The organism is Variovorax sp. YR566, from assembly GCF_051992195.1.
Classification (GTDB): Bacteria; Pseudomonadota; Gammaproteobacteria; order Burkholderiales; family Burkholderiaceae_C; genus Variovorax.
Genome location: NZ_CP197093.1, coordinates 35,462 through 57,470 on the forward strand (window position 1 = coordinate 35,462; position 22,009 = coordinate 57,470).

At 64.3% G+C, this 22,009-nt stretch carries 23 protein-coding genes and 1 pseudogene; 10 read left to right on the top strand and 14 right to left on the bottom strand.

Annotated features, from left to right (window positions below):
- Nucleotides 1–4: 4 nt before the first annotated feature.
- From ACTG4X_RS34225 to ACTG4X_RS34265, 9 genes are all read left to right on the top strand, one after another.
- The gene (locus ACTG4X_RS34225) at nt 5–1,768 is read left to right on the top strand and encodes a chloride channel protein (protein ID WP_440534676.1); all 1,764 of its coding nucleotides are present in this window, start codon (nt 5–7) and stop codon (nt 1,766–1,768) included.
- Between the two features lie 128 nt (nt 1,769–1,896).
- Nucleotides 1,897–2,670, top strand: coding sequence for a GntR family transcriptional regulator (locus tag ACTG4X_RS34230; RefSeq protein WP_440534533.1), 774 nt, complete (start codon nt 1,897–1,899; stop codon nt 2,668–2,670).
- Entirely contained in the window at nt 2,667–4,403 is a 1,737-nt protein-coding gene (locus ACTG4X_RS34235) for a fumarate reductase/succinate dehydrogenase flavoprotein subunit (protein ID WP_440534534.1), read from the top strand. The genes ACTG4X_RS34230 and ACTG4X_RS34235 overlap by 4 nt, the downstream gene beginning before the upstream one ends.
- Nucleotides 4,404–4,435: 32 nt before the next feature.
- Nucleotides 4,436–4,669 carry a 4Fe-4S dicluster domain-containing protein gene (locus tag ACTG4X_RS34240; RefSeq protein WP_093082546.1) on the top strand — a complete coding sequence of 78 codons (234 nt, stop codon included), beginning with the start codon at nt 4,436–4,438 and terminating at the stop codon, nt 4,667–4,669.
- 36 nt (nt 4,670–4,705) lie between these two features.
- Nucleotides 4,706–6,118: an ABC transporter substrate-binding protein gene (locus tag ACTG4X_RS34245; protein WP_440534535.1), complete on the top strand. Its 1,413-nt coding sequence runs from the start codon at nt 4,706–4,708 to the stop codon at nt 6,116–6,118.
- Nucleotides 6,119–6,145: 27 nt separating this feature from the next.
- Nucleotides 6,146–6,943, top strand: coding sequence for an ABC transporter permease (locus ACTG4X_RS34250; RefSeq protein WP_440534536.1), 798 nt, complete (start codon nt 6,146–6,148; stop codon nt 6,941–6,943).
- Complete coding sequence (locus ACTG4X_RS34255; protein WP_440534537.1) at nt 6,940–7,788, top strand: ABC transporter ATP-binding protein; 849 nt, start codon at nt 6,940–6,942, stop codon at nt 7,786–7,788. Before ACTG4X_RS34250 ends, ACTG4X_RS34255 begins: the two co-directional genes overlap by 4 nt.
- 7 nt (nt 7,789–7,795) lie before the next feature.
- Nucleotides 7,796–8,803: a HEAT repeat domain-containing protein gene (locus ACTG4X_RS34260; protein WP_440534538.1), complete on the top strand. Its 1,008-nt coding sequence runs from the start codon at nt 7,796–7,798 to the stop codon at nt 8,801–8,803.
- Complete coding sequence (locus tag ACTG4X_RS34265) at nt 8,793–9,116, top strand: gamma-butyrobetaine hydroxylase-like domain-containing protein (RefSeq protein ID WP_440534539.1); 324 nt, start codon at nt 8,793–8,795, stop codon at nt 9,114–9,116. Before ACTG4X_RS34260 ends, ACTG4X_RS34265 begins: the two co-directional genes overlap by 11 nt.
- A 49-nt stretch (nt 9,117–9,165) precedes the next feature.
- Here ACTG4X_RS34265 and ACTG4X_RS34270 read toward each other — a convergent pair whose 3' ends face one another.
- The 13 genes and pseudogenes from ACTG4X_RS34270 to ACTG4X_RS34330 form a co-directional block, all read right to left on the bottom strand.
- A complete protein-coding gene (locus ACTG4X_RS34270; protein WP_440534540.1) occupies nt 9,166–9,483 on the bottom strand; it encodes a hypothetical protein in 318 nt (105 codons plus the stop codon).
- Nucleotides 9,484–9,735: 252 nt separating this feature from the next.
- Nucleotides 9,736–10,104 (bottom strand): annotated as a pseudogene (locus tag ACTG4X_RS34275) (biotin-dependent carboxyltransferase family protein); the annotation flags it as partial.
- Between the two features lie 250 nt (nt 10,105–10,354).
- Nucleotides 10,355–11,110, bottom strand: coding sequence for a maleate cis-trans isomerase family protein (locus tag ACTG4X_RS34280; protein ID WP_440534541.1), 756 nt, complete (start codon nt 11,108–11,110; stop codon nt 10,355–10,357).
- A gap of 11 nt (nt 11,111–11,121) precedes the next feature.
- Nucleotides 11,122–12,609: a bifunctional 3-(3-hydroxy-phenyl)propionate/3-hydroxycinnamic acid hydroxylase MhpA gene (mhpA, locus tag ACTG4X_RS34285; RefSeq protein ID WP_440534542.1), complete on the bottom strand. Its 1,488-nt coding sequence runs from the start codon at nt 12,607–12,609 to the stop codon at nt 11,122–11,124.
- Complete coding sequence (locus ACTG4X_RS34290; protein WP_440534543.1) at nt 12,606–13,139, bottom strand: VOC family protein; 534 nt, start codon at nt 13,137–13,139, stop codon at nt 12,606–12,608. Before ACTG4X_RS34290 ends, mhpA begins: the two co-directional genes overlap by 4 nt.
- 15 nt (nt 13,140–13,154) lie before the next feature.
- Nucleotides 13,155–13,727, bottom strand: coding sequence for a carboxymuconolactone decarboxylase family protein (locus tag ACTG4X_RS34295; RefSeq protein ID WP_440534544.1), 573 nt, complete (start codon nt 13,725–13,727; stop codon nt 13,155–13,157).
- 2 nt (nt 13,728–13,729) lie between these two features.
- Nucleotides 13,730–14,560, bottom strand: a complete 831-nt coding sequence (locus ACTG4X_RS34300) for an SDR family NAD(P)-dependent oxidoreductase (RefSeq protein ID WP_440534545.1) — start codon at nt 14,558–14,560, stop codon at nt 13,730–13,732.
- A gap of 14 nt (nt 14,561–14,574) precedes the next feature.
- Entirely contained in the window at nt 14,575–15,285 is a 711-nt protein-coding gene (locus tag ACTG4X_RS34305; RefSeq protein WP_440534546.1) for a dienelactone hydrolase family protein, read from the bottom strand.
- Complete coding sequence (locus tag ACTG4X_RS34310; protein ID WP_440534547.1) at nt 15,282–16,031, bottom strand: carboxymuconolactone decarboxylase family protein; 750 nt, start codon at nt 16,029–16,031, stop codon at nt 15,282–15,284. Before ACTG4X_RS34310 ends, ACTG4X_RS34305 begins: the two co-directional genes overlap by 4 nt.
- Nucleotides 16,032–16,042: 11 nt before the next feature.
- A complete protein-coding gene (locus tag ACTG4X_RS34315; protein ID WP_440534677.1) occupies nt 16,043–17,296 on the bottom strand; it encodes an acyl-CoA dehydrogenase family protein in 1,254 nt (417 codons plus the stop codon).
- The gene (locus tag ACTG4X_RS34320; RefSeq protein WP_440534548.1) at nt 17,296–18,561 is read right to left on the bottom strand and encodes an acyl-CoA dehydrogenase family protein; all 1,266 of its coding nucleotides are present in this window, start codon (nt 18,559–18,561) and stop codon (nt 17,296–17,298) included. Before ACTG4X_RS34320 ends, ACTG4X_RS34315 begins: the two co-directional genes overlap by 1 nt.
- A 449-nt stretch (nt 18,562–19,010) precedes the next feature.
- Entirely contained in the window at nt 19,011–19,796 is a 786-nt protein-coding gene (locus ACTG4X_RS34325) for a helix-turn-helix domain-containing protein (RefSeq protein ID WP_440534549.1), read from the bottom strand.
- 557 nt (nt 19,797–20,353) lie between these two features.
- Nucleotides 20,354–20,857 (bottom strand): flavin reductase, encoded by a 504-nt coding sequence (locus tag ACTG4X_RS34330; protein ID WP_440534550.1) that lies wholly within the window; start codon nt 20,855–20,857, stop codon nt 20,354–20,356.
- Nucleotides 20,858–20,916: 59 nt separating this feature from the next.
- Here ACTG4X_RS34330 and ACTG4X_RS34335 point away from each other — a divergent pair, with 59 nt between their 5' ends.
- Entirely contained in the window at nt 20,917–21,369 is a 453-nt protein-coding gene (locus tag ACTG4X_RS34335) for a hypothetical protein (protein WP_440534551.1), read from the top strand.
- Between the two features lie 156 nt (nt 21,370–21,525).
- Here ACTG4X_RS34335 and ACTG4X_RS34340 read toward each other — a convergent pair whose 3' ends face one another.
- Nucleotides 21,526–21,957 (bottom strand): SRPBCC family protein, encoded by a 432-nt coding sequence (locus ACTG4X_RS34340; RefSeq protein WP_440534552.1) that lies wholly within the window; start codon nt 21,955–21,957, stop codon nt 21,526–21,528.
- Nucleotides 21,958–22,009 lie beyond the last annotated feature (52 nt).

Here is a 22,009-nt window from a genome sequence, read left to right on the forward strand (position 1 = left end):
CACCATGACCGCCAAGGCCTCCTCCCATCCGCCGCGCGGCGATTTCGCGCTCAACACGCGGCTCATGCGCATCACCGTCATGGCCGCCGTCATCGGCGCCATCAGCACCGTGGCCGCCCGCGTGCTGCTCGACCTGATCCGCTTCTTCACCAACCTGTTCTTCTTCCAGTCCTTCTCGCTGGCCGAGCGTTCGCCGGCCACCAACACGTTGGGCGCGTGGGTCATCGTGGTGCCGGTGATCGGCGGGTTGATCGTCGGACTGGTCGCGCGCTACGGCTCCGACAAGATCCGCGGCCACGGCATTCCCGAAGCCATTGAGGCGATCCTGTTCGGCAAGAGCAAGATGTCGCCGAAAGTCGCGCTGCTCAAGCCGCTGTCGTCAGGCATCGTCATCGGCAGCGGTGGCCCGTTCGGCGCGGAGGGTCCGATCATCATGACCGGCGGCGCCATCGGCTCGCTGATCGCGCAGCACTTTCACCTCACGGCGGCCGAGCGCAAGGCGCTGCTGGTGGCGGGCGCCACCGCCGGCATGACGGCGGTGTTCGGCACGCCGGTGGCGGCGGTGCTGCTGGCCGTCGAACTGCTGCTGTTCGAGCTGCGCCCGCGCAGCCTGCTGCCGGTGGCAGTGGCCTGCGCTGTGGCGGGCTTCGCGCGGCCGCTGCTGATGGACCCGGGCCCGCTGTTCCCACTGCAGACGGCGGTGCCTGGCCCGCTCGCCATGCCGTCGTGCGTGATTGCCGGCGTGCTGTGCGGCGCGCTGTCGGCGTCGCTATCGATCTCGCTCTACAAGGTCGAGGACTGGTTCGGCAAGCTGCCGCTGCACTGGATGTGGTGGCCGGCCATCGGCGGCCTGGCGGTTGGCATCGGCGGCTACCTGCAGCCGCGCGCGCTGGGCGTGGGCTACGACGTGATCGGCGACCTGCTGCACAACCACCTCGCGCTCGGTGTGGTGCTCGCGCTGCTGGCGGTGAAGGCCGTCATCTGGGTCATATCGCTGGGCTCGGGCACCTCGGGCGGCGTGCTCGCGCCGCTGCTGATGATGGGCGCGGGCCTGGGCGTGGTGCTGTCGCACGTGCTGCCCGGCAACGACCCGATGCTGTGGCCGCTGGTCTGCATGGCGGCCACGTTGGGCGGCGTGATGCGTGCACCGCTCACCGCCACCATCTTCGCCTTCGGGCTCACGCACGACAGCAATGCGCTACTGCCGCTGCTGACCACGTCCGCCGTGGCCTACGGTTTCACCGTGCTGACGATGCGCCGCTCGATCCTCACCGAGAAGATCGCGCGCCGCGGCTATCACATCTACCGCGAGTACGGCATCGATCCGCTGGAGCGGCATTCGGTCGAAGAGGTGATGACGCGCGAGGTGCACAGCATCGACGCGGCCATGCCAGTGGCACAGGCGCTGTTCGAGCATTTCGGCGAGGGGCAGGCGCATCGCGCGTTCCCGGTGCTGCGCAACGGCGCGGTGATCGGCGTGGCTGACCGCGCGATGCTGGCCGCGCGCGGCACGCGCGACCCGATCGCCACCGTGGGGGACGCTTGCGCCGATGCGCCGCTGTTCTTCGCGCTGCCGGGCGAGAACTGCCGCAGCGTTGCCACGCGGCTTGCGCGCCACCGGCTCGAACGGCTACCGGTGGTGAAGGATGCGCAGTCGCTCGCGCTGGTCGGTATCGTGGCGCGCAGCGACCTCATCAAGCCCTCGCTCGCGCATTTCGACGAAGAAGAAAAGCGCGAGCGCATGCGCGGGCTGCCGTGGCAAACCTGAGCTGGCTCCGACTGCGCTCATAGGCACCCCTACTTCCCGCATATCAAAGCACGTTTTCCTTATTTAGAGAAAGAAGCATCGCTGACTAGCATCCGGCCTCATTCAACCGGTCATAACAGGTCAGCCGCATGTCCACCGCCAGGCCGCTCGAGCCCATCGCCTTTTCGCCCGTCCCGCTCTACACCCAGGTGCGCGAAACGCTGCGCGAGCGCATCCTCGACGGCACCTACGCACCGCATGCGCAGCTGCCTTCGGAAAGCGAAATGGTCGCGCTGTTCAAGGTCAGCCGCATCACGGTGCGCCAGGCGCTCAGCGACCTGCAGCGCGAGAACCTGATCTTCAAGATTCCGGGCAAGGGCACCTTCGTCGCCAAGCCCAAGGCGTTCCAGCATCTCGGCCAACTCGAAGGCTTTGCCGAGGCGATGGTGCGCATGGGCTACGAGATCCGCAACCAGGTCACCAGCCACAAGACCGTGCCTGCCTCGCCTCGGGTGGCGCAGCATCTGGGCCTGGCCGAGGGCACGCCGGTGGCGCAGATCAAGCGCGTGCGCCACCTCAACCGCGCGCCGGTGTCCTACGAGGTGACCTACCTGCCCCACGCCATCGGCGAGCGGCTGCGCCAGGCGGACCTGGCCGGGCGCGACATCTTCCTGATCCTGGAAAACGACTACGGCATTGCCCTCGGCCATGCCGACCTGCAGATCGACGCGATGCTGGCCGACGAGGTGCTCTCGCGTGCGCTGAGCGTGCCCGAAGGCACCGCCGTGCTGCGCGTGGAGCGTCTCACCCACACGGCAGACGGCGCGCCGCTGGATTTCGAAGACCTCTATTTCCGCGGCGATGCCTTCCAGCACCGGCTGCGCATCGCCCGCGCCAACCCGACGACGAAGGCCAACCCATGAACATCCTCACCCGCACCGTCGACGTGCTGGTCATCGGCGGCGGCACGGCCGGTCCGATGGCCGCCGTCAAGGCCAAAGAAGCCAACCCCAAGCTCGAAGTGCTGCTGCTCGAGAAAGCCAACGTCAAGCGCAGCGGCGCCATCTCGATGGGGATGGACGGCCTGAACAACGCGGTGGTGCCGGGCTTCGCCACGCCCGAGCAGTACGTCAAGGAAATCACCACCGCCAACGACGGCATCGTCAACCAGAAGACGGTGATGGCCTATGCGCGCAACAGCTACTCGATGATCGAGGAGCTCGACCGCTGGGGCGTGAAGTTCGAGAAGGACGAAACCGGCGACTACGCGATGCGCAAGGTGCACCACATGGGCACCTACGTGCTGCCCATGCCCGAGGGCCACAACATCAAGAACGTGCTGTATCGGCGCCTGAAGCGCACACGCGTGGAGATGTCGCAGCGCCTGGTCGTCACGCGCCTGCTCACCGCGGCCGACGGCAGCATCGCGGGCGCGATGGCCTTCGACTGCCGCACGGCCGAGTTCCATGTGATCCGCGCGAAGTCGGTGGTGCTGGCCACGGGCGCGGCCGGCCGGCTCGGGCTGCCGGCGTCGGGCTACCTCTTCGGCACCTACGAGAACCCGACCAACGCGGGCGACGGCTACAGCATGGCCTACCACGCGGGCGCCGAGCTCTCGGGCATCGAGTGCTTCCAGATCAACCCGCTGATCAAGGACTACAACGGCCCTGCCTGCGCCTACGTGACCGGCCCCTTCGGCGGCCACACCACCAACAACAAGGGCGAGCGCTTCATCGAGTGCGACTACTGGAGCGGCCAGATGATGATGGAGTTCTACAACGAACTCCAGGGCGGCAACGGCCCTGTCTTCCTCAAGCTGAGCCACCTGGCCGAGGAGACCATCGCCACCATCGAGCAGATCCTGCATACCAACGAACGCCCGAGCCGCGGGCGCTTTCATGCCGGGCGCGGCACCGACTACCGCGAGCAGATGGTGGAGATGCACATCTCCGAGATCGGCCTGTGCAGCGGCCACTCGGCCTCCGGCGTGTGGGTGGACGAGCATGCGCGCACCACCGTGCCGGGCCTGCATGCCGCGGGCGACCTGGCCTGCGTGCCGCACAACTACATGCTCGGCGCCTTCGTGTACGGCCGCCTCGCGGGTGAAAGCGCGGCGCGGCATTGCGCCGAGACCGAGCTGCCCGCGCTCGATGAAGAACAGGTGGCACGCGAACACGCCCGCGTCAGCGCACCGCTCTTGCGCAGCGGCGGCCTGCCCCCTGCGCAGGTCGAATACAAGCTGCGCCGCATGGTCAACGACTACCTGCAGCCGCCCAAGGTCACGCGCAAGATGGAAATCGGCCTCTCGCGCTTCGAGCAGATCCACGAAGACCTCGAGCAACTCGCCGCCCCCGGCCCGCACGAGCTGATGCGCGCGATGGAAGTGCACGCGATCCGCGACTGCGCCGAGATGGCCGCGCGCGCCTCGCTCTACCGCACTGAAAGCCGCTGGGGCCTCTACCACCACCGCGTGGATTTTCCCGAGCGCAACGACCGCGACTGGTTCTGCCACACGCAGCTGCAGAAGCAAGGCGATGCGATGGTGAGCTTCAAGCGACCGGTCGATCCGTACATCGTGCCGCTCGATGCGCATGAGATGTCGGCCTACCAGCACCTGCGCGTGCCCGCCGCCGTGCGCGAGCCGGTCGCAGCCTGACACCTGCACCACGACAAAAAAGAGAACCCCGCATGCCCATCGCCTTCAACCCCACCAGCGTGCCCGTGCGCATCGACGACGACAAGTGCATCGCTCACAAAGGCTGCACCGTCTGCGTGGACGTCTGCCCGCTCGACGTGCTCGCCATCGACCTCAGCAAGGGCAAGGCCTACATGAAGTTCGACGAGTGCTGGTACTGCATGCCCTGCGAAAAGGACTGCCCGACCGGCGCGGTCACTGTCGACATCCCCTACCTGCTGCGCTGAGCCACAGCCGCCACATTTCAACCCGGAGCAACCACGATGAAGACCCAGAGAATCCTGTCCCTGTGGGGCGCAACCCTTGGCCTGCTGCTGGCGCTGCCCACCGCGCAGGCCGAGACCATCCGCATCGCCATCGGCACGCAGGACACCACCATCAACTGCGCCACCGGCGGCCTGCTGATCCGCGAGCTGAAGCTGCTGGAGAAATACCTTCCGCGCACCGGCAAGTACAAGGACGCGCAGTACCAGATCGAGTGGAAGAACTTCACCTCCGGCGCGCCGCTGACCAACGAGATGGTCGCCGGCAAGCTGGACCTCGGCTCGATGGCCGACTTTCCGGGCAGCTTCAACGGCGCGGCCTTCCAAAAGGCGGGGCGCAAGAGCATCTTCATCACCGTGCTCTCGGGCAGCACCACGGGCAGCGGCAACGGCATCGTCGTGCCCAAGGATTCGAAGGTGCAGTCGCTGGTCGAACTCAAGGGCAAGACCATCTCGGTGCCCTTCGCATCGACCTCGCACGGCATGTTGCTGCGCGCGATCCAGGCGCAAGGCTGGGACCCGCTGAAGGACGTGAACATCACCACCCAGGCGCCCGAAGTGGCGGGCCCTGCGCTGCAGGCCGGCAAGGTCGAGGCGCATGCGGACTTCGTGCCTTTTGCCGAACTCTTTCCGTACCGCGGCTTCGCCCGCAAGATCTACGACGGCTCGCAGGCGAACGCGCCCACTTTCCACGGCAGCCTGGTCGACGAGGAGTATGCGAAGAAATACCCCGAGGTCGTCACCGCCTACCTGCGTGCGGCGCTGGAGGCCGACCGCCTCGTGGCCGCGGAACCCGAGAAGTACAGCGAGCTGATCGCCAAGATCACCGGCATCGAGGCGGAGGTGAACTACCTGTTCCACGGCCCGCTCGGCCTGCAGACGCGTGACCTGAGCTGGAAGCCCGAGTACCGCCAGGCGGTGAAGACCTCGCTCGACACGCTGCGCCTGCTGAAACGCACCGACAACGACATCGACGCTAATGCCTTCGTGCAGGACGGCTATATCCGCGCCGCCTTCCAGGAAGCGGGCCTGGACTACGACAGGCAATTGAAGAACTACGCCCGCGCACCGCTGGTGGCCAAGGATGCCGTCACGGGCACGCCGATCACCGACGTGGGCCGCGTGGCCCAGATCTGGGTGGCCGGCGAGCCGCTGGTGCGGCACTACGCCTCGCCCGAGAGCGCCTTCGGCGACCTGCAGAAGCTGGAGAAGGCCGGCAAGAAGGCACGCGTGGTCTACGCGCAGGACCGAAGCAGCGGCAACAAGCTGCTCGCCGCCGACGCATGGTTCGTGCTCGGCGCCAAGGGCGAGGTCGATGCCTTCCTGCTCAAGGACCAAGCTGAGGGCTGGGCCGCGAAGAACGGCGGCAAGGTGGCGGACTTTGCCGGCGTGCGCGCCGCGCTGGCCGGCTGACGCCTTTTTCGTTCCGCGAACTTCACCATGGCCAGCTTCTTCAACGGCAACCTGCCGCGCTCGACCCTGCGCATCGCTGCGCTGCTCCTGTGCGTGCTTGCATGGCACCTCGCCACGCGCCAGCGCGTGAACCTGGGCTTCATAACCTTCCAGAACGTTCCGCCGCCGCGCGAAGTGGCCGAGTCGGCCTGGTCGCTGGTGCAATCGCCGCTGCTCCTGCAGCATCTGTCGGCGAGCCTGCGTCGCGTGTTCATCGGCTTCGGACTCGCAGCCGTGGCGGGCGTGGTGCTGGGCCTGGCGATCGGCCGCGCGCGCTGGGCCGAAGACACGCTGCTGCCGCCGCTCGAAGTGCTGCGGCCGATTCCCGCCGTGGCGTGGATCCCGCTGGCCATCCTGATGTTTCCGTCGTCGGAGGCGTCGATGGTGTTCATCACCTTCGTCGGTGCGCTGTTTCCGGTGCTGCTCAACACCGTGCACGGCGTGGAGGCGGTGGATGCGCGCCTTGTCGCCTCGGCGCGCAGCCTGGGTGCCGGCCGTCTCGCGGTGTTCCGCGAGGTGATCCTGCCCGGCGCGCTGCCGAGCGTCGTCACGGGTCTTGCCATCGGCATGGGCACGGCATGGTTCTGCCTGGTCACGGCCGAGATGATCTCGGGCCAGTTCGGCATCGGCTACTACACGTGGATGTCGTACACGATCCAGAACTACGCCGACATCGTGGTCGGCATGCTCTTCATCGGTGTGCTCGGCATGGGCAGCAGCGCGCTGGTGCGCTGGATCGGCCAAGCGCTCATGCCTTGGCGCGCGGTGCAGGAGAAACGCGCATGAAGGCCGATGTGCAAACCGGCCGCATCGCCATCGACGACCTGCGGGTGCGCCTGGGCCAGGGCGCGCAGGCCTTCGATGCGGTGCAGGACATCACGCTGCATGTCGAGCCCGGCGAATTCGTCTGCCTGCTCGGCCCTTCGGGGTGCGGCAAGTCGACGCTGCTGGGTGCGCTGGCCGGCCATCTGACACCCGCGGGCGGGGTCATCCACGTGGACGGCGAGCCGGTGCGCGGACCGCACCCGGACCGCGGCCTCGTCTTCCAGCACCACACGCTCTTTCCCTGGAAGAAGGTGCTGGACAACGTCGCTTTCGGCTTGAAGATGCAGGGCGTCGGCCGGCGCGAGCGCCACGCGAGAGCGCACGAGATGCTGCGGCTCGTCGGTCTGGACGACTTCGCCGGCTTTTATCCCTCGCAGCTGTCGGGTGGCATGCAGCAGCGTGCGGAGATTGCGCGGGTGCTCATCAACCATCCGCGCGTGATGCTGATGGACGAGCCCTTCGGCGCGCTCGACGCCCAGACCCGGCTCATGATGCAGCGCCAGCTGCTCGATGCCTGGGCGCGCGTGCGCACCACCATCGTCTTCATCACGCACGACATCGACGAGGCGCTGTTCCTCGGCGACCGCGTGCTCGTGATGGGGCCCAGGCCCGGCCGCATCGTCGCGGAGTTCGCACTCGACTTCGCCCGGCCGCGCGACCCGTCGCTGGTCACCTCTTCCGAATTCACCGCGCTCAAGCGGCGTTGCCTGCAGCTGCTGCATCCGCATGCAGCCGCCAGCGCGCCGCTGGAACGCCTCACGCCGCTTGGTGCGCCCACCGCCGCACAGCTGCGCTTCGCCATCTGAAAGAAAAATGAACCCCGCCCTCCTCGACGATCCCGAATTGCAGGCCATTGCCGGACGGCTGGACTCGCCCGACGCCGAAGTGCGCCGCATCGCCGTGATGGACCTTGGCGACCTGGCCGATGAGGCGCACACGCCGCTGCTGGTCGCGGCGCTGCGCGACGAGGCGCCCACCGTGCGCGCCGCCGCCGCGTTGGCGCTCGAAACCATGGAGAACCAGCCTGCCGTCGAAGGGCTGGCCCAGGCGCTCGACGATCCCGATGCGCAGGTGCGCGAGGCCGCCGCCCACAGCCTGGGCGAACTGAAGGACCCGGCATCGGCCGCCTGGTTGCTGCCGCACGCAGGCGCCGGGCCGGCACGCGTGCGCGCCGCCGTGCTGCGTGCGCTGCGCGAGCTGCGCGTGCCGGCCAGCGCCGCACCTGCGCTGGCGGTGCTGCAGGAAGCAAGTTCCGCCGATGACGCCATCGGTGCCGTGGCCCTGCGCCGCGAAGCCATCGGGGTGCTTGGCTATCTGAAGCACGCAGCCGCGCTGCCGGCCCTGGCCGCGCTCGCAGTCTCCGATCCCGTGGACGAAATCCGCCGTGCGGCCGTGGGTGCGCTGGCATTCGCGGCCGGCGACACCGACGCCAGCGGCGCACTGGAAACCGCGCTGCGCGACGCAAGCTGGCAAGTGCGCGAAGAAGCGGCCACCGCGCTCGGCAAGCTGCAGCAGCCCGCGGCGGCCGCGGCACTGCTGGTCGCGCTGGACGACGCTTACTGGCAGGTTCGCCTGCGCGCGGCGCGCAGCCTCGGCCGCCTGCGCAGCACCGAGGGCGTCGCGCCCTTGCTTGCAGCGCTGAGCCACAGCATCAGCAATCTTCGCAAGGAGGCCGCATTGGCGCTGGGCGAGATCGGCGATGCCGCTGCCCTCCCCGGCCTCGAACACGCCGCCCATGATCCTGATCCCGAAGTGCGCAAGTCCGTGCGGCTGGCCATCGCCCAGATCGGTGCCCGTCCGGCGACCTCGCATGGCGCCTGAGTCCATCGTCGATCACCGCGCACGCGCCGCGCTGGAGTTCTGCTGGGCGGATGGTGCGCAGCATGTCGCCAGCTACCAGCTGCTGCGTTCGAACTGCCCCTGCGCGGACTGCAAGGCGCTGCGCGCGCCCCCACGCGCCGACGACGCCGAAGACCTGCAGCCCGCCGCCGGACTGTGCGTAACGGACATCCTGCCGGTCGGTGCCTACGGAGTTCAATTCGTGTTCAACGACGGGCACGACAGGGGAATTTTTCCCTGGGTCTTTCTGAGAGGACTGCTGGAGCGGGCGGTGTTATCGCGAGCCGTCCCATAGGCTGTCGCTTGTGCATCCTATAAATGCGGGATCCCCGAAGAAGCTCTCTTCAGGTCAACTGCGCCTTCGGGAAGTTTGACGGAAGCGAAACGATGCCCAGGCACCCCATCCACAACGCAACGATCACCTTGAAGCTGCCATCCGACATGGCTATCGACGCCGAGATCATGGCCTTGCGCGCCGCCGGCATACCCGTCGACGCGCTCGGCAACGCAGAGCAGGGCTTTCTTTTCGTGCGATTCAGCGACGGGTGGAGAAACCGCGCCAACATCTTTCGATGGTTCGCCGGCGACATCGGACAAGGCCCTCGCAACAGCAGCATCGAGCCAAGTCCCCGGCGGCGCAGGGTGGCGTTTTCAAGCTGCATGCCCAATCGCTAGACGCCCATCCGTCGATTGCCGCGGGGGCGCCTCAGACGGCGCCGTGGGCCCCTTCGGCGAATCGTTCCAGAAACTCCGCCAGACGATCGTCTGCCTCGCTCGCACCGGTCGTCGGCTGCAGCAAGCCCAATGGCTCCATCGGGTCGCGGCCGTCTAAACAGCCCTCTCAATCCTAGTCTGCCGATTCAAGATGCACCAAGGTGCTCAGCTGCCTTGGGGAATACTCCAACACCCCCGCACTACGCCAGAACAAACCCGCTGATCAGGTTCTCTCTCATCAACCGGCTTTGCAGACGGCCCAACGGTCTTGCAATCTCTTTCGGGAATCGACTTCTCAGCGGCGCATCTGATCGCACCAACCGGATCGCCTCCAATGCGTCCACGGCCTGGAAGCTCAGGCTGTCGCGCGGTCGAAGCTGGGACAAGCCATCGAGATCCGAGGACAACACCGTGGCGATCTTTGAGTATCCGCCGGTGGTCTGGTGGTCGGCCAGCAGTATCGAAGCCACGCCATCGCCCCCGACCTGTATCGAGCCTCGCACGATCGGCTCGGACGGGATGGACAAGGCATCCTTCAGTGCCAACTTCGGACCAGAGAGGCGCATGCCCTGTCCGCGCCGAAGTAGAACTGAGCCCACCGCGCCGCTTGAATCGTGAGCCCTTGAAGCCAGGCGGACAGATCCTACCCGCCGTCAAGATGCATTCGCCAGACGCTTGCGATGGTCAATCCACCTGGCCCGCTCCATGGTCCGTGAACAAGCAGCCACTCCTTGAGGAGGCAGTGGTGTGGGAAATCGAACATGGTCTTGCGTCATGGGCGCCGCGCCTGCACCTCACGCAACTCTCCGCCATGTGGAGCTAGAACTGAAACAGCGAACCGAGTCCCGGTGCGGCATCACGAAAACCGGACGTGCGCAGCGCGTGCCACACGAGTGCCTGATTGCTCGTCAGCACCAGCCTACCCAGATCCCGCTCGAGCGCCTCGATGATGGGCAGCACCCGTATCGCCGTGCAGCTCAAGAAATATGCGTCGGCGCGATCGTTCCGCAGCGCCAGTGCACGCCGGTACCACTCTCCAGGCTCGATCGAAGCCATGCCCTGCCCCTCGGCAAGTCCACGTCCGCTGTGGCTCACGACTTCGATGCCGTGGCGCGCAAGGAAGACAATTTCCCGCTCATTGATGGCGTCGATGTAGGGCGTCACCAGCACGACGCGCTTGGCACCGCATGCTTTGAACCCTGCCAGGATGCCGTCGGCAGTGCTGATCGCAGGCACCCCGCTTGCGGCACTGATGCGCACCCGAATGCTCTCGGCCATGGCCGCATCAAAAGTGGACACTGCTGTGCAATTGAAAGCGATCAGGTCCACGCCAGCGTCGGCAAGGAGGCTTGCGCCCTCTTCGACTTTCTCTGTCATGGCGAGAAGCTCCTCCGCACTGCTGCCCGCCAATTTCAAGCGAGTCGTGTGCAGGGACATACCCGGCGGCAACATGGCGGCGATCTCCGGTTCGCCCACCGGATTGCTGGATGGCAGCAACATGCCAAGGCGCATGCGCCAGCCGTAGCCACCTCCTCGGGAATGGGTGCTCGACATCGTCACAGGTGGCATGCTCATAGGCTCTCCGTTCAATCGCGCATCAAAGGAATCAATGCACTCGCAGCAGCAAGCTCCGCTGCGCTGTTCGCGGCCGCCAGAATGTAGCGATCAGGGCGAACGATCACACACCGGAAACCCAACTGCGCCAAATACGCCGTGCCTTCGTCAGGCAAGATCAATGCATCCGCGCGCCGCCAGACCTCGCGAGTTGCAGGTGGAACGCCATCCAGGATCTCGCGCGAACCGAGGACCACGAAGCGCAAGCCTGCCACATCGTCCATGCGGCGTCCGTCGGACAGCACCGGCTGTTGCGAGAGTGTTCCAGCCGGAGCCGGCCAGTTCGCATGCAGACCCGGACCAAGACTCGGGCGGATCGATGTCAGCATCTGCGGACGCTCAACGAGTTCCTGATCGCGCCGTACTGCGGCATCCGGATCTGTCACCTGGAGAATATCTCCAATGCGCACCGCCTCCCGGATGAAGGCGCGCACATGAGACGATTGCTCTTGTTGATAGCTGACGAGGAGCGACTGCGCCGCCAGCCCCTTCAGTACCCATTGAAGCTTCCACGCAAGATTTGCGGCATCGCGAATGCCCGCACACAGCCCCTGGCCGAGGAACGGCGGTGTCTGGTGCGCAGCATCACCGCCGAGAAGAACGCGGCCGCGGCGCCAGCTCTGCGCGATCGCAGCGCGAAACGTATAGACAACAGCGCGCTCGATGCGCGCCTGCTGCGGCGTCAGCCACGGTTTGAGCTTCTGCCACACATTCTCGGGATCGGCAAAGGTCGCGGCGTTGTCGCCGGGTATCAATTTGATTTCCCAGCGGTGCCGGCCCCCAACGCATTCGATGCTCGTGATGGGCCGCGCCGGATCGCAAATCTGCACGGTGCCTGACGCCAGCGTCGACACCGGCTCAGCGAGCAGAACATCCACCACCAGCCACTGCGCTGGATCTGCATGCACCTCGACTGCAGACCCGATCCATCCGCGGACCTGTGAATTCGCGCCGTCACAGCCGACGATGTAACGCGCGCGCACTTCGCCACGCGTCCCGTCTGCCAGATGCGCGTAGCGAGCGACGACCCCGTTCTCGTCCTCGTCGATGCCGTCGATCTCACAGCCCGAGAGCATCGTATGGCCCGGAAAGCGCTCCAGGCCATGGCGAAGGATCGCCTCGAGCTGCGGCTGATGAAAGCGATTGCTGTCGCGCCAGCCGGTGGGGCCTGGCTGCGTCGGACGAGACCAGTCGATCAGCAAACGACCTTGCGCATTGATGAACTGCATCCGTGGATGCACGCCCAATGTCGCAGCCACTTCTTGAGCGAGCCCAGCTGTTTGCAAGACCCGCATCGCTTCGCCATCGATGTGCGTCGCGCGCGGCAAGCTGTAGGGCCCGGTATGGCGCTCGACGACCGTGACGGACAAGCCTGCGATGCCCAACAGATTGGCAAGCGTCGCTCCGACAGGGCCGCAGCCCACGATGGCGACATCGACATCCACCTGGGACATGGTCATTTGGCCTTTGCCGAATCGAAGCGAGCGGCGAGCTTGCGCTGATAGTCCTCAATGCTTTGAAAACCGGGCCGCGCACGGCACAGGGCCTCGGTGTCCTTGCGCACTACATCGTCGGGCTGGTCCAGATCGATGGGTGCGCGAAAAGGCTGATCGATGTACCACGGCGTGTCGACAAAGGCCTCCATCCGATTGCCTTCCGGATCGCGAAAGTAGATCGCCCAGGCGGTGCCATGGGTGATGATGTCGACATCCTCCACCGCCTCTTTCTTGATGGCCTCGCCAACGCACTTCAACTCGGCGAGGCTCGACACGCGAAAGGAGATCTGATTGATGACGCGCGACCGATCGTCGGGCGCCCTCCCACTGGCGAGTACGAACTGGTGATGGATCTCAGGCTGCGAGGTCAAAAAAGCGATCGAGCGCTCCTCGCCGCGCTTGATGTCGCTGATGACAAAACCGAAAACGCGCTGATAGAAGCCAAGCATGGCCTCAAAATCCCGCACATGAACACCGACGTGTCCCAGGTCCATGGTCGTCGCCCTCCGTCAATGGTTCCGCGCATCGAGCGCATGGGTGGGAAGCGGAAACCGCTCCAGATATGTCGCGAATTCCGGCTCCAGATCGACCTGGAGCGCTGCCATGATTCGGACCATGCCGTTGTATTCGCCGATGGCGATCAACAGATCGATGAGCGACTCGGCATCGAGCGCTTCGCTCAAGATGGCGAAGGTCTCGTCACTCAAGGTCAGCTGCACCGTCATTTCGCGTGCAGCGCGCAGGACAGCACGCGCGAGCGGCTCGAGCGCCGAATCCCGCCCGGCGCTGTCGGCGGCGATGGCCAGGATGTCCGCCTCGCTGACGCCAAACGACAGCGCAACGTCGACATGGTGGGCGTATTCGTATGCGCTGCCCGTCGCGTACCCCACCTGCAGGATCGCCAGCTCGCGCAAGCGTGGATTGAGCCTGCTTTCGTGTCGAAGGTACATCCCAAGGCCGGCCTTGTGCCGGGCGCCTCGCGGACTGTTGGCAAGAGCGCGCGTGATGTTGGATTTCATGCGCGGCATGTCCTGGTACTCAGGCGCCAGATCTTCTTTGTCGAGATAACGCACACGTGCCATGGTCAGGTACCTCCGCGAGTGATCAATGCGAGGGGGTCGAGGCCGGCTTGCGCAAACCCCACGATCTGCTCCTCATAGCCCACTTGCGAACTAATCAGGAACTTCTCTTGGCACAGGCCTTCGATCAACACGGACGCTGCAAACTCCGCAGTGGCGGGCTTGCCGCGCCGAGGGTCGACGCCATCGAGAAACTCCGCGATGCTCGGGATAGCCGTGCCCGACGTCGTCACGCTTTGGCCGCCGGGACGGTCAGAAGTAGCCGTGATGCTGGGGCAGAAGACAGACACCCGCACGCCATGTGGACGCAGCGCGTGCGCCATGCCGTAGCTCATCGCGAGTTGCGCGCCTTTGGTTGTCGTATAGGGAATCTGAAAACGTGTGGGGGGGTCCGGAAGAATGGCAAGCGATGATGCGGTGTTGACTAGGTAGCCGCTGCCGCGCTCCATCATCTTCGGAAGCACCGCGCGAATCATGCGCACATAGCCAAGTACGTTCACCTGAAGTGCGATCTCCCACGCATCAAACGGGATATCTTCAATTCTTCCGGCGATGGGCGGCATCGAGGCGTTGTTGATGAGCAGGTCAACGTGACCGTACTTTGCAACGACCGCCTTCATCAACGCCGCGATATCGTCGTCCCGGGTGACGTCGCAGTGCATGCCCATCGCTTCGCCGCCGTCGGCCTGAATCGAGGACGCCGCCTCCTGGGCCTTTTCGCCATTGAGGTCCGCGATGACGAGACGGCTCCCTAGTCGGGCCAATTCCCTGGCGGTTGCGCGCCCGATACCGGTTGCTGCCCCGGTGATGAGGACTGTCTTGTTTTCAAATTCCATCATTCATTCCGATGTCAAAAGATCTCAGTGAGAAATTGGAGCAATTCCGCCCAAGAGCGACGGTCGGACGAAGCCGAGTAGCCGAAGCCCGGACGTGGATTGCTCCCCGCTTCCGGGCTGGTGAAACCGTGGCCGGTCCCGCCATAGAGGTGCACTTGCCAATCAATCCCCGCGGCTGACATCTCGTCGCTGAACCCCGTGACTTGTTCGAGAGGTACCAGGGGATCGGACGCTCCGGTGCAGACCAGCACCTTTGCGCGAATCCGGCCTGCGCTTTCTTCCTGCGACGAACTCAAGGCACCGTGGAAGACACCCACACCGCGAAGCGCTGCGCCATTGCGGGCCAGCTCCAATGCGCACCAACCGCCAAAGCAATAACCGATCACCGCCAGTCGATCCGGATCCACCTGCGGAACTTCGGCGAGCGCTTGCAGGCCCGCCTGCAGACGCTGGTACAGCCGCTCCGGTTGGCCTTTCAGCAGATCGATGCTCTTGAGCATCATCTTCGGGTCATCGAAGACCGTGCCATCCCCATGCACGTCCGCCGCAAGTGCGACGTAGTTCATCTGCGCCAGGGCAGCCGCACGGCGTATAACATGCGGGCCGACCCCGGGGGCTTCGGGGAAAATCAGAATGCCGGGCACCTTGCCTTGCACATCGGGACATGCAAGCTGACTGTAGAAGGTGAGACCATCGGCGCTGTAGCGAACAGGTGTCGTGCTCAAGATTGCCTCTCCCATTCGTCGACCATCACTGGCACGGGCAGCACGACCGCGTGCACGCCCATGCTCGTGATCAACTTGCACACATCCATGATCTCGTCGGGGCTGGCGCCGTTGTCGAGCGCAGCGCGCATATGCTGTCGCACCCCGGGGCCCGACAGCTGCGTGCACATCGCGTATGCGGCCAGGGCGATGAGATGGCTGTCCTTGCGCGAAAGCGGACCTTGCGTGCCAAGAGCTGCCGCGGCGAAGTCCAGCCACACTTCGTAGAACGCGGGATCCACGCGGATGGCTGCATCGACCTGCGGCAACGCTGTACCGAGCAGCTGCAGGTGCTTCTGATGTACCGTCCGGGCATAGGCCTTGTGGTCGCTGGCGGACAGGGCGCCCGGCACAAGTTCCTCGAGCGCAGCTGCCCCGAGCAGGTACGTCTGTATTCCGACGGTACTGACAATCATGGCCACTGCAATCAGCTCCTCGAGTGAGGCCCCGAATGTCCGGGCAAACCGCGCATGCTGCCGCACGCCGCGCTCGAAAAAATGCGTGGGCGAGCAGTTGGTCGCCACGTAGATCAACTCGCGCGTCTTGGGCGAGAGGCCGCCGCGTTCAGCCGTATAAGCGGACAACTCCAGATATGCCGCTACATACGATGGGCTGATATGCAGCAGCCGCTCCCATTCGTCGTTCCAGTAGCCACGCCGGCGTTTGAAATCTTCCCGGATGCGAGAGAGCGTCTCGTCGGAGGACATGATCGCTTTCATCAGAACGGCGACAGGGGCGCGAAGCCGAAGTGCAGTCGCGCAAAGTTCACGGCGGTGCGGTCCATCTGCTGGGTGAAGTGCGTGCGCTGCACCGAGATGTCGCGGTAATAGCGCCCGAGCATCGATGCGCTTTGTCCGGTCTGGGTCCCTGCCGTCGTGAAGATGCGATCCACCGCCTCGAACGCGAGACGAGTGGCCTGCTGCACCATCAGGAATATCCGCCGGTCTTCTTCCTCGGAGAAGTCGACTCCCCGCTCCGTCTGTGCCGTGCAGGCAGCCATATAGTCCTGCGCCGCCCTGAGAAGTGCCGCATCAGCGTTGTCCAGCAAAGCCTGAGCCACACCGAAGTAGTGCTGAAACTCATGGTGTTCCATGAGCTTCGTCTTTGGCGCGAAGCGCATCGACTTGTTTCGCAGCAGTTCGTCATACAGATCGAACATGCCGCGCGCGGACCCCATCAGTACAGCGCCGCCTTCGATCATGAAAAAGGCTGCCTTGCGTCCGTTGTACATCGGGTTGGGATGCACTTTCACGCCGTCGGACCCCACCCACATCGCGATTGGGGCCACTCGATGCTCGGGCACGAAGAGGTTCTCGACGGCCACGCGGCGCGACCCGGTGCCTTGCATGCCCAGCATCTTCCAGTTGTCGATGATGGTGTAGTCCTTGCGATCGACCAGCATGAGCACCGGCTTGGGCGCTGCGCCTTCCTGAGGGATCAGCCCGCTCACCATGACATGAGTTGCGACGTCGCAACCCGAGGCGTAGTCCCAGAAGCCCGACACCACATAGCCGCCCGGCACCCGCTGCAGGGGCACGGGCGCACCCAGAGACGGGCATCGATACTCTCCGTCGCTCCCGTAGGCTTCGATCTGGGCTTGCTCAGGATGGTCCGCCAGAATGATCGGGTGCCCTGAGGTCAGGGCGAGTACCCAGCCGCTCGAAGGGCAGCCGCGTGATACTTCGCTCATGACATTGATGTAGGTCGGCAGATCGAACTCGTAGCCCCCGAATCGGCGCGGCTGTACCACGCGGTAGAACCCCGCCTTGACAAATTCGTCGTTGGTCTCCGCCAGGATGCGACCTGCCGCCTCGGTGGCCGCTTGACGATCACGCAGCGTCTGACGCATCGCCGTGGCACGGCGGATCATTTCCTGCGGGGTGAGATGGACCTCGGGAACCGGGATTGCGCCGGCGACTGTCGATGCCGCTTGCGATCTCTGCCGACCGCTGGCTTGCGCTACATCGATCATCACTGCTTACTACCCGCTTGGGACTGCGCGTGTTCCGCGAACAGCTGCTTGGCCAGGTCCGCCGCCTTCAGTTCGAACTGCAATCCCGGATTGGTGCGTGCCATCGAGATGTCGCGGAAATAGCGCTGCATCCGCGTCCCGTTCTTCGCCGATGCACTGGTCGCAGCCGCGCGATACAGCATGTCGACTGCCTCGAACGACAGTTGCGCCGCCTGCTGCATCCCCGCCTGGAGGCGCATGTCATCCGACCGCAGGTAGGTGCGTTTTCCTTCCATCGCTAGGCGCGCGAGGTCCATATATTCCTGGGCCGCACCGAGCACCGCGTGACGCGCCGCTTCCAGCTTGCCGAGCGCGATCCCGTAGGGGCGTTGGTAATCAGGGGTTTGGGATTGAAGCGCGGCGTTGGGACCGAAGGCCTTGCGCACTGTCACGATGCTCTCGTATTCGTCGAGTGCCGCATACCCCAATCCCACAATGATCGAGCTGATCTCGGTCTGGAAGAAACCGAGCGTGCCGCCCGCGTACATGGGATTGCCATGCAGTCGCGCACCCTCTGTCCCTTGGGAGATGTTCGGAGCAAAGAAGTCCTCCCTCACCAGGAAGTGGTCCGGGATCCAGGCGCCTTGCATCTGCACGCTGTTGGAACCGCTGGCACGCATGCCGATGAAGCCACCCCAGTTGTCCAGCATCGTCCACTGGTCACGCGGCACCAGCGCCACCGCGGCCTGCGGCGGTGCACCCTCCTCGACGATTCGCACGCCCACCATCACGTGCGTCGAATATGGCACCCCGGAGCAATAGTCCCAGGTTCCTTCCACGCGCCAACCGCCGTCGGCTCGGGTCGCCGTCCCCGAAGGAATTGCCCGCGCCGCCGCTGCAAAGTGCCCATCCGGACCGAAGGCCTCAGCCTGCGCGCGCTCGCCGAACAGCTGCGCCACATTGAGCGAATGTCCGGATGCCAGGCACAGACACCAAGCACTTCCCGGACAGCCGCGTGCGACCTCCATCACCATCTGCGCAAAGATCGGCACCCCGAACTCGTATCCGCCATAGCGGCGCGGCTGCAAGGTTCGATAGAACCCGGCTCTCTCGAACGCCGCATGCATCTCTGGCGAATACGTTCCCCGCTCTTCTGCGGCGGCCTGCTCCTCGCGCAATGCGTCGCGCAGTGCCACCGCACGCGCAATCAGTTCCCCGGAAGTGAGGCCCGGTTCCGGCGGCGATAGCTGATTGGCAATCTTTTTCTCTTCAAGCGTACTGACCATGGTGTCTCCTGTGCAGTCTGTGCATAGCTACTCTGAGCCCGTACGGTAGCCCCCTTGTGCAGGAGCAACAAGATTCGGTTGATGGCTGTCCGACCTGTGTATGTGCGAGTCGAAGAACCTGGAAAGGTGTCGTGCGAAACCGCCGAAGGTCTGGCAGCGGTCGCCCCGTATGTCCCTGGCCTTGATCGTCATCGCCGAGCTCCCGGCCTGTGGCCGCGGGATGACATGGCCGCCTTCTGAAGGACCCGTCAGCGCATCCGCTCGATCGGCAGATCGGTCCATCACGGGGATCACGCCATGTCACGCTTCAAGCATGAACCGGCATCCACACCTCGGTTTGAAGAAGTCCGTGCGGACTCGCCCTGCCGAAGGCCGGTGATCTCGCGATGTCACAACGACCGACTCGGTACAGAGCCCGTGCGAGCGGGCCTGCCTGAGTGGCATCGCGATCAGGATTGCGAGCACTCGAAGTTCATCTTGATCAGCCCGGCTTCCATGTCCAGCTTGGTCTGCATGAGCTCTGGCAGGTAACGCGTCACCACCTCGTCGTAGTCGATGGTCGCCGCGACCCAAACGATGTTGATGCAGGCGATCACGCGCTGGTTGAGCATGACGGGCACAGCGATGCTGGCGCACTTGACGTGCTCCAGCTCCCGGCAGTTGCTGTACCCGTTGGCGCGCGAACTGCTGATCATCTTCTCCAGAAAGGCCTCGTCACGGCTCAATGCGTTGTCCGGATCCTGCGAACCTCGCAGTGAAGTCAGAATCTCCTGTCTCTCTTCCTCGGGACAGAACGCAAGATACGCCCGCCCAAGCGGACTCTTCAGGAGATGGCGCTTGCGACCGATCATGCCCACGTCGACTGAAAAGGGGCTGAAGCTGTGCGTGCTTTCCCGGATGACCATCGCATCATCCTCAAATGTCGCGAGATCGGTTGGCCATAGCACCTTCTCGCCCAGACGTTGCAGCAGCGGTGCCCCGAGCGTGCGAATCCATTCTTCATCGATGAATCCTTCGCTCAGGTGACGCACGGCATTGGTCAAGCGAAACACGCTGTCCGAGACACTGCGGTAGAGCAGTCCGTGGTCCTCCAATGTTTCCAGGATCCGGTACACGGTAGGTCGCGGGAGCTTGAGCTCTGTTGCAATCTCGTGCGCGGTAGAGGCACGGACCGTGTTGAGAAACTCAAGAACTTTGAGCCCGCGGTCCAACGAGCAAATTCTCTTGTAGGTCATGAGAGCGTCTTCCCAGGTAACGTCGGGTCTAGCGGTCGAGCTGAAACAGGCATCAGGACAACGGCGGTTGAGCCGGAAGCCCTGCTCGCGAAGAGCGAAGAGCAATGACCAGCCCGGTTCCGCCTCCGGTCGCCAAGATTACCCAGGCGACGCGCGACCGTACAGCCGGATTTCCCTAGGATTGACTCTGCCTGCGACGCAAGTCGTTTCGCTGCCCATTCAGCGCACGCATCTGCGTGCAGACAGCAACTTTCCGCGCGCCGTCCACGGCGGCGTCGGTACCAACAGCGTCACCCGCTGGGCCCTCTTCCGCTCCCGCGATCAAACAACGTCAGCCACAGTTGAATGAGGTTCGCAGGAAGGCTGTACATCTTCTGAGCCTCGCGTCGCGTGAGAACACCAGATCGGATGTCTTGGCAGAGTTGCAGTTTGAAGCGCAGCGCATGCCGAGAAGGGCTTCGTGAAATCATGAACCCTCTCATTCGCGAAGACCCAGCAGGCGTGTCAGTTCAGCTCGCCCCGCCGGTCCGGCCGCTTGAAACCACGCCACGTCGGCCTCACAGCTGCGACAGGCATCGGGCGGCGCCAACAGGGTGGTACTTGCGACCGTAGTAAGCCAAGCCTGGATGGTCTTCCGACTCGATCCGTACCGTGACGATGCCGCAGAGGAAAATACTGTGAGTTCCTGCCTCGATGGTCTGGACGATGCGGGTATCGAAATTCACCAAAGCGTTCTGCAGCGCGGGGGCGCCCGTCTCCAGCACGCTCCACCGGTCCACCTGGAAACGCTCCTGAACCGTGGCTGCCCCCGAAAAGGTCCTCGATATCTTCTCCTGATCCGCCGTCAGCACATTGACGCACAGCACGCCATTGCGGCTGAACACGTTGTGCTGCCGACTGTTGCGGTTCATACAGACCACCAGCATCGGTGGATCGTCCGTCACACTGCACACCGCAGATGCCGTGAAGCCGCCCGTTCCGGCTGGGCCATCCGTGGTGATGACGGTCACCGCTCCGACGAGCCGAGACATCGCTTCACGAAAGTTGAGTTGGTCAATCATATTTTTCTCCGCAGCGCATGGTGAGGAAACAGCGCAGGTTTGTCGCTTGGAACGTGATCGTGCAAAACAGTGCCTTCGCTTCCATATCGTCTGCACGCAAGGCATGTGTGGAAGGCATCAGTCAAGCCAGCCCTTGGAAACCAAGATTAGCGCGCGAGGAGACGTACGAACAAGCACGCCATTCCTTCTGTCCGGCCCGTGTACCGGTACCCGTCGAAGAGACGCGGTTTGGCAACTGCCATTGGACTGGGCCGGTCGCAACGACGAATGAGAGCGTGGGCGGCAACGGCTGGGCGCTGGAACTGCGTGCTGTCAGTCTCCGGGGGCACAAGGCGTTCACAAAGCGCCGCCGCGCCGAAGGGAAGTTCAGTTCAGTTCAGTTCAGTTCAGTTCAGTTCAGTTCAGTTCAGTTCAGTTCAGTTCAGTTCAGCTCAGCGCACCGCCCGATCGAGCAGAAGGAAGATCGACTCGTCAGCGACGCGATGGAAGATGGAGATCTCACGCGTCCCTGAGCCCGGTTGGCGAACGGGGAATACGCGATTGAATACTGTCGGGTGGCCACCCGCCTGATCGCAAACTGTTGAGGATGCGCTGGCGGATCTTCCGGAGAAGGGACGTTGCTCTCCGCAGCCAAAGAGGCGGCTGCGGAGGTTTTCACGCTGGCGTTTTTAACTACCGAATTTTGTCGACAAACCCGCCAATGCGCCGTCGACATCCCCGCCGATGCCCTTCGGCGCCATCTCCACCATGGGTGGAGGAACGTCAGCCTCGATGGTGTAGGTCACTTCAGACCCCGAACCGTCGGCGCCCACTACAAACGTTGCGTCGAGGCTCTTGATCGGTGGGGCTCCGGGAGGTGTCTCCTGACCTGGCACGAGCTCGTAGGTCAAGGTCATCTTCTCATCATCGAGGACCTTGATGCGATCAAGCATGGTGTTGCCACGCTTGAAGAACACCTTCCGATCACCATTCGGAAGCATCTCGACCGAATTGATGTGAGGCTGCCAGGAAGCGAAGCCGGCAAAGTCCTTCACAAATCTCCAAACTTCCGGCGCGCCGGCTTTCAGTTTGACGCTCTTGCTCACTGTGACGATCGTCATCGCTACTCTCTTTCAGGTGGTTGCACTGCGACACATGGCCGCATGCGGTATC